Genomic DNA, 14,282 nt, shown 5'->3' on the forward strand with positions numbered 1-14,282 from the left:
CTGCCGGGCCGAAAGCCGGAACGGCGCTCGGTGCCCAGGGCGAGCGGGCCGCGGATGCCGCCGCCCAGACCCCACCACCACCGCCTGCCGCTCAGGGCACGGCTGCGCCCGCTCAGGTCGCGCCGCCGTCGTCGAGTCCGGCACCGCCAGCACCGAAGAGTGACCCGGCACCGCCGCCACCGGCCCTGAAGCCCAGCACGCCTGCGTCGCGAGCGCCGAAGGAGTAGACCCGTGACCTCGAACCAGAATCCTCGCAGCACGGGCGATCTCGTGCCGGTGAAGTTCTCCCGACTCACCCGCCGAGGCATCCTCCTCGGCCTCTCCCTGACCCAGCTCATCACCCTCGCCATCGGCGGAGCAACGCTCATCGTCGCGTTCTACGCCGGAGGCGGGATGCTGCTCGCCTACACCGCACCCGTCTGGGTGCTCGCCGCCGCATTGACCTGGATACCCATCGCAGGCCGACCCATCGTCGAGTGGCTACCGGTGACGTGCTGGTGGCTGTGGCGCACCACCGGCGGCCAACTCCTCTACCGGCGACGGATCGTCACACCCCGTCCCGTCGGGACCCTCGCGCTGCCCGGCGACATGGCACGCCTGCGCGAGTTCGACGATCCCGAAACCGGAGCCGGGATGATCCACGACCCCCACGCCGCGACCCTGACTGTGGTGTGCGAAGTCTCGCATCCCGCGTTCGTGCTCCTCGACCCCGGCGAACAAGAACGCCGTGTCAACTCCTGGGGTCGAGTGCTCGCGACCGTCTGCCGCTCCGGCCGAGTCGCCACGCTTCAGGTGTTGGAGCGGACCCTGCCGGACTCAGGCACCGGACTCGCCGAATGGTGGGCCGCGCACGGCACCCCCGACGGGTCATGGGCCGCCGACACCTACGCCGAGCTGATCGAACGCGCCGGACCCGCAGGCGAACGCCACGCCACCACCCTGTCCCTCTCCTTGGATATGAAGGCGGCGGCACGGCAGATCAGAACCGCCGGCGGCGGCATCCGGGGCGCAGCGAACGTGCTGCGCCAAGAGATGAACACCCTCGTCGCCGCGCTCCGATCCGCCGACCTCGCACCGTCAGGCTGGCTCACCCCAGGCCAGATCGCCGTGATGCTGCGCTCCGCCTACGACCCCGCCATCGCCGCCACCCTGGAGCGCCACGGACAACTCGGCCAGTCGCTGGCCACCGCGGGGCCGGTCGCGGTCACCGAGACCTGGGGACGGTTGCGTACCGACTCCGCCTACCATGCAGTGCTGTGGATCAGCGAGTGGCCGCGTTCGCTGGTGTATCCGGGGTTCTTGTCGCCGGTGCTGCTGTCCACCGGTATTCAGCGGTCGTTCTCGCTGATCTGCACGCCAATGCGATCCGACCAAGCCGCCCGCGACATCCGCAAGAAGAAGGTCGAACACATCTCAGACCAAGCCCAGAGAGCCAAGATCGGCCAGATCGAAGACGCCTCCCAAACCGCCGAATACCACGACGTGCTCCAACAAGAAGCCGACCTCACCGCAGGACACGGAATCCTCCGCTACACCGGACTCATCGCCATCTCCGCCCCCACCATCGAGGAACTCGACGCCGCCGTGGCTGCGATCGAACAGGCTGCGATCCAAGCCTCGTGCGAGACACGGCTCCTCGTAGGACAGCAGGCCGCCGCGTTCACAGCTGCTGCGTTGCCGCTCTGCCGGAAGGTCTAGGAGTCAATGGCGGCACTTGGTGGAGCGGTCGGTGCGATCGCTGCTGGGGCTGGGATTGCATGCGGTGTTCCCTCGGAGAGAACCGCGGCCAGGCAGTCGATGTCCTCGTGGGCGGCGGCGTCAGGGAACATCCAATGGAGGTCCCGCTGCTCGGTGGTCACGTCGATGGTCGGTCGAACGCCCACTCCGCGCGAGGAGCGGCCGCGCACGTTACGAACCTCATCCAGCGAGTAGATTGCGCCGAGTTCGCCTCGTCTTAGGAAGTTCCCTGGGTTGGCTGTGATGATCCGTCGATCGGTTACCGCTACGAAGGTACTCGACGCGAACTTCTCAACGATGGCACTGGCTCTTCCCGGCGTGAGCGCGTCCCAGGTCGCGTCAACCCGTTTAGCGAGAATCGCTGGCACGACTCCGGCGAAGTTGTGAGCTCCCACTCGTAGGGGAACGCCACGCTGCGAAGTGCCTCACCGTCCTCAAGAAACCACCGGAGGATGTGCAGGTAGGGATCGAGCTCAAGCCCCTCGGGCGCGCATACGGTGTCTGGGACCGCCGGCATCTCGACTGCTGGCTGGAGCATGCCGGCCAAGGGCTCGATGGCTTCGAGGAGCTGCCTGCATGTGAGCTGGGACGCCTTCGCGTCCTTCCGCTTCTTCGTGAGGGGCACGGTGGCGCGACCGGGGAGCTCGGCGATGATCCGCAACTCGCGCACGAGTGACTCGGTCAACGATCGGATTTCGGAGAGCGACTCGTCGATCTCGGCGGGCGTGTTTCGGGCGATCCGGTCGAAGAGCTGCGCTTCGCTCTCGTCATTGGCCCCTCGCGTCCTGGCGAGCGCAGCCCGGACAGCCTGGTACTCCGCGTGGGTCTTCAGCGAGCTGAGCAGCGCGTAGGTATCGAAGACGATTGCCTCGGCGTTGGTTTCGAGGTATTGGCGGCGGGCGCGACCATCCACCTTCCCGATCTCCTGGATGTGGCCTGCCACGTTCTTGCGGTACAGCTTCAGTTGCTTGCGGATGTTGGGGCCACTGGGAGCGATGGGCTCCCAGACAGAGTCTGTGATGGCGTCGAGTTCGCGGGTCTCCTTGACCGCCTCATCGACGGACTCCGCCAGACCTTCAAGCTCTGCCCATTGCTCGTTTCGGATGGCCTTGAGCGTTTGCGTCGTGAGCTGGATGTTGGAGCGGACGAGGCCGGAAATCTCGCCGAGCTGCATTTGGAGCGCGATCATTGCGACGGCCGGGCCGATGGCTGCGATCGCCGTCGCGGCTGTCATAGAGGCGGGGATGAAACGTGCCTGGGCGACCAATTCACCGTTCTTGAAGATCGCCCCGAGCTTGGCGCCGTCCTTCGCCGCCATCTGCCCGCCGCTCTTCAGCAGAGACAGAGTCGCATCGTTGACCCGGAAGAGGCCTTGCGCGCTCGACACTGCCTCCGCGACGTTTCCGACGATAGTGCCTGTATTGCCGAGCGAACCCAGAGCGGTCGAGAGCTGCGCGCGATCGAATGACGGCACCATGTCAAGGCTGATGAGTTCAAGGCCGTCGGGGACTTCGCCGAACACGACTGCGACACCGGGCGTCACCTCGACGAGGGTCGTGGACGCTGCGAGTTCAAGCGCGTCGGACCTGATCTGACCGTCCTCGTCGGTTGGCCCACCAATGGCCTCGTCGCTGCCGGACTCGTCGCGCGCGTCGTCCATGTGGGCTCTCCTTCTCGCCGGTGACTGCCTCGTGCCTCCCTCCGACGCCTCCACCAAGTATGTCAGCCACCTCCGACAACGCCCGGGGCATTGCAGCACACCTCCTCATCACACGACTTTGCGAGGAGGCCGACCATGCCCACGTTCTTCGATTCCGCCGCCGACGCCGCGGAGGCGTCCGAGGCTCTGCGCGGGCTCGCGCATGCGAGCCGCACCTTCGATCAGCCCGCTCAGATGTATGGGGTGATCGGTGACCTGTCCTCTGGGATGCGGTCGCTGCGCCAGGTGCTGGAACAGCTCGCTGACGCGCACGAGAGGAAGGTCGCGCATGCGTTCAACGACGACGGCGACCACGCGGCCGGTGTCCTGGATGCGCTCGCGACGGCGGAGGAGCTGCGCCGGTCTGCGCGTCTGGTGGATCAGGCTTACGACCGTCTCGCGGAGGGATTCGTTGCGGCGGGGCGGATCGCGTGGCATCCCGAGCCTGCCGTTGAGGAGGCGGTGCCGTCGCGGTGGATCACCGTGGTGTTCCTTCAAGGCGACGAGGCCGACCGGCCGTTGCGCATCCTCGGCGAGCTGGGCCATGTCGATGCGGTGGACTACCTCGCGCAGTGGGACTACGGCGAGGAGACCACGCAGGCGGCACTTGAGAACGGGTACGTCTACGACGAACCCGGCGAGGGCACCAACGATCGGGTGATGATGTCCGGCGACTACGCGCTGGTCGTCAACCCGCACGTCGGGTACGTCTCACTGCTGCGCCGCCACCCCGACTCCGACGCGAGCGCCGAAGCGATCGATGAGCCGTCGCCGACACGGGATGGGCCGGAGCTGCTGGTCTCGTACTCCTCGCCGGGCGCTCAGAAGCGTCGTGACCTGCCGCCATCGAAGCGGGGGCGGTCGTGGTTCGAGCCCGCGAAGATCACCGCGGTGCGCGAGTCGCGAGGGCTGGGACTGTGAACCAGGATCGCGAGCGGCTGCACACGGCGGTGCTGGTCGCGCCGTCGAAGGAACGTCGCAAGCTCCGCAAACAGCGCCGCCGCGCCGAAGCACGACTCCACGCAGAGCAGCGCAAGGCCGAACTCGCGGCCGTGAAAGCCAAGGCTGAGGCGGAGCGGGAGGAGCGGCGCGCCACGATCTACCTGCCCAAGGCTGGTGAGGCGGGTGCGGCGCAGCTTCGGACGCCGGGACGGCTCCGGCTCCCGCGTCACCAGGACACTTCCGCGACGTTGGCGGGGGCGTATCCGTTCGTCGCCGAAGGTGGCCTCGGTGCCGATGGGGTGTTCGTCGGGCAAGACCTCTACTCGGGCGGTTCGTTCGTGTACGACCCGTGGGTGCTGTACGCGCGCGGCATCATCACCGCCCCCAACGTGGTGCTGGCGGGGATCGTCGGCTCGGGCAAGTCCTCTCTCGCGAAGTCGCTCTACACGCGGTCGCTCCCGTTCGGGCGGCGGGTCTATGTGCCGGGTGATCCGAAGGGTGAGCACACTGCGGTCGCTGAGGCCGTCGGCGGTCGCGCCATCGTCCTGGGCCACGGCCTCAACACCCGGCTGAACCCGTTGGACGAAGGGCACCGCCCGTCCGGGTTGTCGGATGAACAGTGGGCCTCCACCGTCGCCGCGCGCAGGCGCGACCTGATCGGCGCGCTCGCGGAGACCGTGCTGGCGCGGGGGTTGTCGCCGTTGGAGCACACCGCGATCGACCTGGCGTTGACGCAGACGGTGCGGGAGAACGAGGTGCCGATCCTGCCGATGGTCGTTGACCGCATCCTGGCTCCCAGCACCGACCCTGATGGTCGCCTCGCCGAAGACGGGAGGCTCGTCGGTCACGCCCTGCGTCGTCTCGTGGCCGGTGACCTCGCTGGGTTGTTCGACGGCCCCTCCACCGTGGCCTTCGACCCGAGCCTGCCGATGATCTCCCTCGACCTGTCGCGGGTGACGGAGAACTCGACGCTCATCAGCGTGTTGATGACGTGTTCGTCGGCGTGGATGGAATCCGCCCTGTTGGACCCGAGTGGTGGGCAGCGGTGGGTGATCTACGACGAGGCCTGGCGTCTCATGTCCCACCCCGCGCTGCTGCGGCGGATGGATGCGCATTGGCGACTCGCGCGGCATTACGGGATCGCGAACATGCTGATCTTCCACAAGCTCACTGACCTGGACAACGTCGGGGACCAGGGTTCCGCCATGCGCTCGCTCGCCAACTCGTTGCTGGCGAATGCGGAGACGAGGATCGTGTACCGGCAGGAATCCGACCAGCTCGGCCCTACCGCCCAAGCTCTCGGCCTGACCGGGACCGAGCAGCAGCTCCTCCCGAATCTCGGCGTCGGTCAAGGGTTGTGGCGGATCAAGGCTAGGAGCTTCGTGACCCAGCACCAGCTCCACCCTGCCGAGCTTGCGTTGTTCGATACGAGTTCTCGCGCGGCTGGGGGTCACCGATGAACCTCTCACGCCCACACCACTCCCGCGATCACGAGCCCGAGGTGCCTGTCGATCTGCCGCATGTGGTCGTCATCGTCGCGGCGGACGGCACGCTGACCGCAGCCGTCGATGGCGTCGCCCACCCGCAACCTGCTGCCGGTGCGTGGACTCGGGCGACGTTCGGGTCGTTGATGGACGAGATCACCAAGGACCGCACCGTCTCGGTCCGGGTCGAGGTCCGCGAGTGCGATGGCGGGGTGTTCACCGACATCATCCACGCCCGCAAACCAACTCCACCCGCACGAGCGGCCGAGCAGAAACCGGTGCCGGGCACCCGCCGAGGTCGCCGCGCCGCCGCACCGCGCACGCTGCGGCTCATGGAAGTGGACGGGGAGGGTTTCGTGCCGGGTGAGGATATCGCTGTCGCGGTCATCGTGAGCCACACCGACGCCGCGCACACGGGGACGGCTCGGGCGCTGGTCGATCTCGACGACCTCCCGACAGGCGCGACGGGCGAGGTGATCCTGTTCGGGCGCGTCTCGGGCACGACCGCGATTCGGCGGCTGCAATGAACCCGAGACAGGGCGGCGGGGGCATGGGCGACGAACTCACCAACGCCGCCCTCATCGCCCTGATCGGAGCCTTCGGACTCGCACTCATCCTGCGCGGCTCTGGTTCAGTCGCCGCGTTCCTCTCCGGCACACCCCAACCACAAGCAGGACCGGCGTCGGGGCTCGGGGTGCTGTTCAACCCTGCCGATACCGCCGGAGCGCTCGACGCCGACGGTCTCAGCCCAGTCGTCTACTGGATCGTCACGACCCTGCTGCTCGCTGGGCTCGTCGTCGGTGTCGCGTGGGTGTGGTTGTGGCTGCGCCGCCACAACCGCAAAGTGGAGACTGACCCGCACCGCCTCGCCGGGATCGCGACTGCGCACGAGGTCAAGACCACGGCCTCTGCGAAAGCACTCCTACGCCGCGCCAGAACTCTGCGCCCGTCACTGACCACGCCGACACCTGCGGATGTTGGCTACCTCCTCGGTTCGAGTCGCGGGACCGGGGTGTGGGCATCGGTGGAGGACTCGATCCTGCTGATCGGCCCGCCCCGCTCCGGCAAGACCCTCCACGTCGTCGTCAACGCGATCCTCGACGCACCCGGCGCGGTCGTCACCACCTCAACGAGGCCCGAGAACCTGACCGCGACGCTCCGTGCGCGGCGACGCGCGGGTGGGCCGGTCGCGGTGTTCGACCCGCAACATCTCGCCGAGGGCATCCCCGCCGGGCTGCGCTGGTCACCCGTGCGCGGGTGCCAGGACCCGCTGACTGCGATGATCCGCGCCAACGGCCTCGCCGCCGCCACCGGCCTGTCTTCCGGGGGTGTGGAGTCCGGCGGGTTCTGGGAAGGAAAGACTCGTACCGCGTTGCAGGCGCTCCTGCACGCCGCCGCCCTCGACGGCCGCCCGCCCGCTGAGCTGTTCCGGTGGACCCTCGACCCCAGCTCTGCGGCCGAGGCGGTCGCGATCCTGAGCTCGAACCCGGATGCGGCGATGGGGTGGGGTGACTCGCTCGGCGCGATGATCGACGCCGACCCCAAGACCCGCGACAGCATCTGGCAAGGCGTCTCCCTCGCCCTCGCAGCCCTCGCCGACCCCCGTGTACTCGATGCCGTCACACCCGGCCCGCACGAACAGTTCGACCCCGAAACCTTCCTTACCCAGCACGGCACGCTCTATCTGCTTGCCACCGGAGCCGGGGCCGGCACGTCCGCAGCGCTGGTCGCGGCATTCGTGGAAGACCTCATCGAAACCGCCCGCAGACTCGCCGCCCGCTCACCCGGAGCCCGACTCGACCCGCCGCTACTGCTGGCGCTCGACGAGATCGGCAACCTCGCACCCCTGCCGTCGTTGCCGATGCTGATGGCCGAAGGCGGCGGCACCGGGATCACGACCATGCCCGTGTTGCAGTCCCTCGCCCAAGCCCGAGACCGGTGGAGCGAGAACCAGGCCAGCGCGATCTGGGACGCCAGCATCGTCAAGATCATCCTCGGCGGCGCGTCCAGCAGTCGCGACCTCCAAGACCTCTCTACGTTGATCGGTGAACGTGACGAGTACACCGACAGCGTGACCCTCGGTGATCGCGGCACCCGCTCCAACCAGCGCTCCGTACGGCGGGTTCCGATCCTGCCACCCGACCGCATCCGCACCCTGCCCTTCGGCACCGGGATCACTCTGCTGCGCTCCGCACCACCGATCGTCACCGACCTACGAGCCTGGCACAGCCGCCCCGACGCTGCCCAGCTCCGCAGCGACCGCACCAAACTCGAAGCCCTCCTACGCCGCCCCGCACCCTGACGCCACGGTCTGGGTGCCGGGGCGCACCTGCCTGATACAGCGGCCACGACGAGCTGGCCGCCTGAGATCAGAAGGAGGCCATCATGGCCATTCGCACTCATCAGTCCATTTCAGGCTTCGTCGCCTCGGAGCCGCAGCTGAGCTACACCGAACGCGGGGATGCGCGGCTCTACATGAAGGTCGGCATCGAGCACTACCGCAAGGAGCCCGACAACACCTTTACGCAGTTGGAGACCACCTTCCACGACCTCATCGCATATCGCGGGGCCGCCGAGCAGGGGGCCGAGCGGATCGCCAAGGGCGACAACATCATCGCCGACGGCCGTGTGCGGGAGTACTCCTACGAGCGCAACGGACAGCGCTACGAAGGTGAAGAGTTCATCGCAACTCGCATCGGCCACGACCTGGCGCGCACGCGCTACGAGGTAGATCGAACCGAGCGCAGCTCTGGTCGAGATGGCACCGCCTTCACCGCGCCACAGCGTCCCGCACCGTCGAGCGCCGCGACCATCGGAATGTGAGCGGCGAAGCCATGACTGACTCGTCCGGCCCCGAACACGATGACCTGCCGCCTGAGGCAGAACCGCGGTCGCCGCGGTTCGATACTCCTGAGCCGCCGCACCCGGTCAACTGGAATCTGCTCACGGCCAATGATCTCGAAGCGGAGCTGCTCGAACTCAACCGCTGGGTGGATTGGCTTCGCCACACCTACGGCCTTCCGGCCAGTGTCGTGCCGCCGTACTGGCATCGGCACCCCGAACTCCTCTGGGAGCTGTCCGCGCTGCACCTGCACTGGTTGTCCGCGTACGACCCCGAGCAGGACGGCTCAGCACCCCTCGGGTGGCACCGCGACTTCGCAGACGCACGCGCCCGACTTCGAGACTGGGTCGCGGCCTGCGGCACACGCCTCGACAGGGACCGCCCAACCCGCCAGACGAGCTGGCCCGGCGAAGACCCTGCTGCGCCCGTCGAGGACTCACCCATCACGGATCGCGACGAAGACTTCGTACGGTTCGTGCTCGATCAGGTCGCAGCGCGCCAGGAGGCCGAAGACGCCTTCTTCGCGGCCTTCGACCCGGACACCGGCGAGGTGTGAGTCATGGCGCGGCGGTACACGCGAAAGACGGGCCAGCGCCAGCAGAGCGAGCGCGAGCTGACGATCCGCGCCGACTTCCACGAACCGCCCGACCTCGACAAGCTGAGCGAGCTGCTCATCCGTATCGCGCTCCAGCGGTCCGGGTCTTGCCCCTCGGGCGGATCGACCACACCGAAGCGTCCCCGTGCCTCGGTGGACCCCTCGTCGTAGAATGTACGCATCCGTCGCGGATGGCGGATGTTGTGGTCCTAGCGCTTCGCCCTTGCGGCGAGGCAAAGCAAACGTGGCCGACTCGGCCTAGTCCTACAGCCTTCGGGCTCTTCTCACGATCAACATCCGCCGTCACATCAGTCCGCGTCGGCAGGACCAGTGACTGTGGAGAAGAGCCATGACGACCACCGACGCGAGCCGCGCCGCGATAGGCAGCCTCGTTGCCCCGACACCCTTCGTTGGGGCGATCGCCGTGTCATACCTGCGAGTCTCGACCAAGGAGCAGGCAGAGAAGGGCGGCAACGCTGAAGGCTTCTCGATCCCGGCCCAGCGCGAGGCGAACCAGCGCAAGGCCGACCAGCTCGGTGCGACCATCGTTGAGGAGTTCGTCGATGCTGGCGAGTCCGCTCGCAAGGCCGATCGACCTGAGCTGATGCGGATGATCCAGTACGTCACGAAGTACAAGACGAACTACTGCATCGTCCACAAGGTTGACCGGCTGGCTCGGAACCGCGCCGACGACGTGACCATCCACCTGGCGCTCAAAGATGCCGGAGTGACGCTGGTGTCGGCGACCGAGAACATCGACGAGACGCCCTCAGGGATGCTGCTGCACGGCATCATGTCGTCGATCGCCGAGTTCTACTCGCGCAACCTGGCCACGGAGGTCGTCAAGGGCCTGTCGCAGAAGGCAGCGCAGGGCGGCACGGTGTCGAAGGCGCCCATCGGCTACCGCAACATCGGAGTGCGCGACGAGTTTGGCCGTGAGGTGCGCACCGTCGAGCTGGATGAGGAGCGGGCACCGCTGGTTCGGTGGGCCTTCCAGGTGTTCGCGTCCGGGGATTGGTCGACGAGCCAGCTCCACCACGAGTTGGTGGCTCGCGGGCTGACGACCGCACCTTCGCCGCGTCGTCCTTCTCGGCCCATCGGGAAGTCGTCGGTGCATCGGATGCTCACGAACCCCTACTACAAGGGCTGCGTCCGCTATCAAGGCGTCACCTACGCCGGAGTACACGAAGCACTCGTCCCGAACGAGGTGTGGGATCAGGTGCAGACCGTGCTCGGCACCCACCGGTCAGCGGCGGACGCGACGCAGATACACGAGCACTACCTGAAAGGCTCGGTGTTCTGCGGGCAGTGCGGCTCGCGGTTGATCGTGTGCAACGCGAAGAGCAGCCAGGGCACGATCTATCCGTACTTCGTCTGCGGCAGCAGACATGGCGGCAGAGGGGACTGCACCCGCCAAGCGATGCTCATCGAGCACGTCGAGCGGCTCGTCGAGCAGTTCTATGACCACGTCCAGATCAGCGCGGAGACCAAGCTCGCGCTCTCGTCGATGCTGCACGCCAGGTTCGACGAGATGATGTCCGAGGGTGCCGCGGAGCTGGCGGACCTCGCCTCACGTCGGACCCAGCTTGAAGATGAGCAGGAGAAGCTGCTCCGGGCGCACTACGCGGGAGCGGTTCCGTTGGAGCTGCTCAAGCGGGAGCAGGATCGGATCACTGCGTCGTTGGAGACGATCCAGAACCGGATCGACGCCCACCACGGGGAGTATGCCTTCGCCCGGGCGAACCTCGATGACTCGCTTACTCTGCTGTCGAACGCGGGTGACATCTATAAGACGGCCGACGACGCGAACCGTCGGCTGTGCAACCAGGCACTGTTCAAGGCGATCTACGTCGATGAGGACAACGACGTTCGGGTCGGCTACAAGACGCCGTACGACGGGCTGAGCATCGAAGGGTTGCAGGCCGACGCCCTCACCTGGGCTGCCGAGGCAAGAAAGTTGGGCCAGGCTCGAACCTCGACCAAGGGCGGACCCTTGGTCGAAAGTTCAAACCTGACCCATTTGGGGTGGGTAACCGGACTTGAACCGGCGACCGCCTGGACCACAACCAGGAGCTCTACCAACTGAGCTATACCCACCATGCGTACCGGACGAGCCGGACGGCTCAGTCATCTTAGCGAAGGTGCCGGCGTCTGCGAAATCGTCAGCTGTCGGCCGCCTCGTCGCTGCCCTCGAACGCCTGAGCGGCCTCAGCCAGGCCGGTCAGCGCACCCTCGTGCTTGCGGGCGATGATGCGGGACTCCCCGGTCGATGGCCCGGGCAACGGCACGAATATCGCCTCCCGGTAGTAGCGCAGCTCCTCGATCGACTCCTGGATGTCGGCCAGCGCGCGGTGGTTGCCGTGCTTGGCGGGCGCGGCGTAGTACGCCTTGGGGAACCAGCGGCGGGCCAGTTCCTTGATGCTCGACACGTCGATGTTGCGGTAGTGCAGGTAGTCCTCCAGCTCCGGCATGTCGCGGGCGAGGAACGCACGATCGGTGCCGATCGTGTTGCCGGCCAGCGGCGCCTTGCGGGAGACCGGTACGTACTGCCTGATGTGCTCCAGCACCTGCTCCTCCGCCTCAGCCATGGTCAGGGTCGCGCGCAACAGCTCGTCCAGCAGTCCGGAGTCGGTGTGCATCTGGCGGACGAAGTCGCCCATGGCGTCCATCGCCTCGGTCGACGGCGGGATCAGCAGGTCGAGCCCCTCACCCTGCACGTTCAGGTCGCCATCGGTTACCAGCACGGCGATCTCGATGAGAGCGTCCTTGGTCAGGTCGAGACCGGTCATCTCGAGGTCGATCCACACCAGCATGTCCATCACGCACACAAGGTTAGCGATCCGGCTCACTCCGGCCGGAAGGCGGCCAGTTCCCCGGACGTCCGGGGAACCCATCGAGCCAGCCAGCCGCCCCCGACGCAGCCGAGCGTGCCAACCACCACAGCCGCAACAGCCAGCCCGAACAGCGCCGTGACCCCAGAGATGATCAGCGGCCCGAGGCTCTGGCCGGTGTCGGCGAGCAGCCGCCAGCCCGCCAGGAACTGGGGCCGGCCGAAGTCCGGGGACGCGTCCGCGCCCAGCGTCATCACGATCCCGGAACTCACCCCATTACCCAGGCCGAGCACGCTGGCCACCACGGCGATGCCCTCGACGCTGTGCGTGAACGGCAGCGCAACCAGGCCAAGTGACATCACCAGCATGGACGGCACGCTCACCCACCACCGCCCGAAGCGGTCCATGATCGCCCCACCCGGGAAGAACAGCAGCACGTCGAAGGCCATCGACAGCGCGAACAGCAGGCTGATCATGCTCGGCGACACCCCGTTGTAGTCGGCCCACAACGGGATGATCACCTGCCGCGACGAGCGGATCATCATCAACCCCAGACACCCGACCCCCACGGTGAGCAGCGAGCGGCGGTGCCGGCGCAGCACGGCGAAGGTACGTGGACGCTGGCCGTCGGCGTCCAGCAGGTTTCGCCGATCGCTCGGCAGGGCGGGCAGTCCGAGGGTGACCGCCGCGGCCAGCAGGCTCGCCCCGGCGGCGAAGACGAAGGCGTCCCTGATCTCGCCGCGTGCCAGGATCGCCGAACCGGTCAGCGGGCCGAGGAAGTAGCCGATCCGGAAGACCCCGCCCAGGGTCGACATGCCGCGGGCCCGGTACCGGATCGGGATCGCCTCGGTCAGGTAGGTCTGCCGGGCCAGCCCGAAGACCGCGCCGGTCATCCCGTGCACGAAGACGGCGACCGCCAGCACCGGCAGCGAGTTGGCGAAGTACACCGCAACCAGCACGACCGCGTCCAGCAGACAGGCGGCGACGATGCTGGTGCGCTCACCCAGCCGGGCGGCCACTGTCCCCGCCGGCAGGTCGAAGACCATCGTCGCGATCGCCGACAGGCCGGTGATGAACGCCGCCAGACCCAGGCTCGCGCCCAGCGCGGTTGCCTGCACCGCGATCAGCGGGATGATCGCCCCGAACCCGATGGAGGCCAGCAGCGTGGGCGCATACACCGCAGCCAGCAGCCGCAACCACTGACTGCGAGTGCGCGGCTGCTCGGGGTCGGGGGACACACGCAGAGTCTGGCACGCTTCCCCGATCCGTCGGAAGCGGGCATGACTCCGGACGGTAGGCTGTGCGATGCCTCCGTAGCTCAGTGGATAGAGCAACCGCCTTCTAAGCGGCAGGTCGCGAGTTCGATCCTCGCCGGGGGCGCCTGCGATGACCACCCGGCTTGACGCGACGTCGTCCCCCTACTTCACTGGACGTCATTGTTCGATCAAGGGAGCGACTATGGCGACGATCATCGGCCCGGCGGACGGCAAACACGGCGATCTCGGCGGTCTCGGCGTGCGCTTCATGCTCGGGGGCGAGCAGAGCGGCGGCGGTGTCTCGCTGGTGGAGCACCCGTTGGCGCCGCGAGCACTGGCGGCGCCACTGCACTGACACACCCGGGAGGACGAGTACTCCTATGTCCTCGAGGGCCGGATGGGCGCTCAGCTCGGGGACGAGGTGGTGTACGCCGAGGTCGGCGACCTGGTCTTCAAGCCACGCGGTCAGTGGCACACGTTCTGGAATGCCGAGGACCGGCCGTGCCGGATCCTAGAGCTGATCTCGCCGGCCGGATTCGAGCGATTCCTCGAGCAGTTGATCGAGCTGGATTATGAGCCGTCGCCCGATCAGCTGACCGAGATCGCCGGTCCCTTCGGGCTGGAGTTCGATTTCGGCAGCGTCCCGCTGCTCGTCGAGCGGCACGGCCTTCGGTACGAGTAGCGGGCAAGGGGCGCGATGGCCGCAATGCTGGCATGGAATCCGGCAGCCCCGGAGACCACTACCTCCGGCACGAGGGGATGCGGCCGAACTAGGAGACTGCTGAAGAAGGCGTGTTTCAGTTTGGGATGAGCGGGACGGGCGGGTCGCCATCACTTTGGCCGTCGGAGCGGCTCTGGTAAGTCACAGCGCGTGGCTGGACACGAGGTCGACCCGC

12 protein-coding genes, 2 tRNA genes and 2 pseudogenes are annotated in these 14,282 nt (G+C 67.4%); 12 read left to right on the forward strand and 4 right to left on the reverse strand.

Features of this window, described 5'->3' with window-relative positions; genetic code table 11:
• The first annotated feature begins 231 nt into the window (after positions 1 to 231).
• Positions 232 to 1,698, forward strand: a complete 1,467-nt coding sequence (locus WBL05_RS08630) for an SCO6880 family protein (protein WP_424225252.1) — start codon at positions 232 to 234, stop codon at positions 1,696 to 1,698.
• Between the two features lie 304 nt (positions 1,699 to 2,002).
• Here the strand turns inward: WBL05_RS08630 and WBL05_RS08635 are convergent, their stop codons facing one another.
• Entirely contained in the window at positions 2,003 to 3,397 is a 1,395-nt protein-coding gene (locus WBL05_RS08635; RefSeq protein WP_424225253.1) for a hypothetical protein, read from the reverse strand.
• Between the two features lie 135 nt (positions 3,398 to 3,532).
• Here WBL05_RS08635 and WBL05_RS08640 point away from each other — a divergent pair, with 135 nt between their 5' ends.
• The 8 genes and pseudogenes from WBL05_RS08640 to WBL05_RS08675 all read left to right on the forward strand — a co-directional run.
• Complete coding sequence (locus tag WBL05_RS08640; protein ID WP_424225255.1) at positions 3,533 to 4,357, forward strand: hypothetical protein; 825 nt, start codon at positions 3,533 to 3,535, stop codon at positions 4,355 to 4,357.
• Positions 4,354 to 5,838 carry an ATP-binding protein gene (locus tag WBL05_RS08645; RefSeq protein WP_424225256.1) on the forward strand — a complete coding sequence of 495 codons (1,485 nt, stop codon included), beginning with the start codon at positions 4,354 to 4,356 and terminating at the stop codon, positions 5,836 to 5,838. The genes WBL05_RS08640 and WBL05_RS08645 overlap by 4 nt, the downstream gene beginning before the upstream one ends.
• Positions 5,839 to 5,879: 41 nt before the next feature.
• A complete protein-coding gene (locus tag WBL05_RS08650; protein WP_424225257.1) occupies positions 5,880 to 6,389 on the forward strand; it encodes a hypothetical protein in 510 nt (169 codons plus the stop codon).
• Positions 6,386 to 8,164, forward strand: coding sequence for a TraM recognition domain-containing protein (locus WBL05_RS08655; RefSeq protein ID WP_424225258.1), 1,779 nt, complete (start codon positions 6,386 to 6,388; stop codon positions 8,162 to 8,164). The genes WBL05_RS08650 and WBL05_RS08655 overlap by 4 nt, the downstream gene beginning before the upstream one ends.
• A gap of 83 nt (positions 8,165 to 8,247) precedes the next feature.
• Positions 8,248 to 8,685 carry a single-stranded DNA-binding protein gene (locus WBL05_RS08660; protein ID WP_424225259.1) on the forward strand — a complete coding sequence of 146 codons (438 nt, stop codon included), beginning with the start codon at positions 8,248 to 8,250 and terminating at the stop codon, positions 8,683 to 8,685.
• Between the two features lie 11 nt (positions 8,686 to 8,696).
• Complete coding sequence (locus WBL05_RS08665) at positions 8,697 to 9,260, forward strand: hypothetical protein (RefSeq protein ID WP_424225265.1); 564 nt, start codon at positions 8,697 to 8,699, stop codon at positions 9,258 to 9,260.
• Between the two features lie 3 nt (positions 9,261 to 9,263).
• Positions 9,264 to 9,470, forward strand: coding sequence for a hypothetical protein (locus WBL05_RS08670; RefSeq protein WP_300149202.1), 207 nt, complete (start codon positions 9,264 to 9,266; stop codon positions 9,468 to 9,470).
• Positions 9,471 to 9,648: 178 nt separating this feature from the next.
• Positions 9,649 to 10,743: pseudogene (locus WBL05_RS08675) on the forward strand (recombinase family protein); the annotation flags it as partial.
• Positions 10,744 to 11,320: 577 nt separating this feature from the next.
• On the opposite strand, the gene WBL05_RS08680 reads toward WBL05_RS08675, so the two are convergent.
• From WBL05_RS08680 to WBL05_RS08690, 3 genes are all read right to left on the reverse strand, one after another.
• Positions 11,321 to 11,396 (reverse strand) — tRNA-His (locus tag WBL05_RS08680).
• Positions 11,397 to 11,461: 65 nt separating this feature from the next.
• Entirely contained in the window at positions 11,462 to 12,112 is a 651-nt protein-coding gene (gene orn / locus WBL05_RS08685; RefSeq protein ID WP_424225267.1) for an oligoribonuclease, read from the reverse strand.
• 32 nt (positions 12,113 to 12,144) lie between these two features.
• Positions 12,145 to 13,368, reverse strand: a complete 1,224-nt coding sequence (locus WBL05_RS08690) for an MFS transporter (RefSeq protein WP_424225262.1) — start codon at positions 13,366 to 13,368, stop codon at positions 12,145 to 12,147.
• Between the two features lie 69 nt (positions 13,369 to 13,437).
• Between WBL05_RS08690 and WBL05_RS08695 the strand changes: the two genes are divergently transcribed.
• From WBL05_RS08695 to WBL05_RS08705, 3 genes and pseudogenes are all read left to right on the forward strand, one after another.
• Positions 13,438 to 13,510 (forward strand) — tRNA-Arg (locus WBL05_RS08695).
• 78 nt (positions 13,511 to 13,588) lie between these two features.
• A complete protein-coding gene (locus WBL05_RS08700; protein ID WP_424225264.1) occupies positions 13,589 to 13,741 on the forward strand; it encodes a hypothetical protein in 153 nt (50 codons plus the stop codon).
• A gap of 12 nt (positions 13,742 to 13,753) precedes the next feature.
• Positions 13,754 to 14,068: pseudogene (locus WBL05_RS08705) on the forward strand (cupin domain-containing protein); the annotation flags it as partial.
• Positions 14,069 to 14,282: the final 214 nt, after the last annotated feature.

It is taken from the genome of Brooklawnia sp. (genome assembly GCF_049651565.1).
GTDB lineage: Bacteria > Actinomycetota > Actinomycetes > Propionibacteriales > Propionibacteriaceae > Brooklawnia.

Bases quoted from the DNA above. Each gene is read 5' to 3' on its own strand.
- WBL05_RS08660 (WP_424225259.1), top strand. From the start codon at position 8,248: ATGGCCATTCGCACTCATCAGTCCATTTCAGGCTTCGTCGCCTCGGAG.
- WBL05_RS08670 (WP_300149202.1), top strand. From the start codon at position 9,264: ATGGCGCGGCGGTACACGCGAAAGACGGGCCAGCGCCAGCAGAGCGAG.
- orn (WP_424225267.1), bottom strand. From the start codon at position 12,112: ATGCTGGTGTGGATCGACCTCGAGATGACCGGTCTCGACCTGACCAAG.
- WBL05_RS08700 (WP_424225264.1), top strand. From the start codon at position 13,589: ATGGCGACGATCATCGGCCCGGCGGACGGCAAACACGGCGATCTCGGC.
- WBL05_RS08665 (WP_424225265.1), top strand. From the start codon at position 8,697: ATGACTGACTCGTCCGGCCCCGAACACGATGACCTGCCGCCTGAGGCA.
- WBL05_RS08655 (WP_424225258.1), top strand. From the start codon at position 6,386: ATGAACCCGAGACAGGGCGGCGGGGGCATGGGCGACGAACTCACCAAC.
- WBL05_RS08640 (WP_424225255.1), top strand. From the start codon at position 3,533: ATGCCCACGTTCTTCGATTCCGCCGCCGACGCCGCGGAGGCGTCCGAG.
- WBL05_RS08635 (WP_424225253.1), bottom strand. From the start codon at position 3,397: ATGGACGACGCGCGCGACGAGTCCGGCAGCGACGAGGCCATTGGTGGG.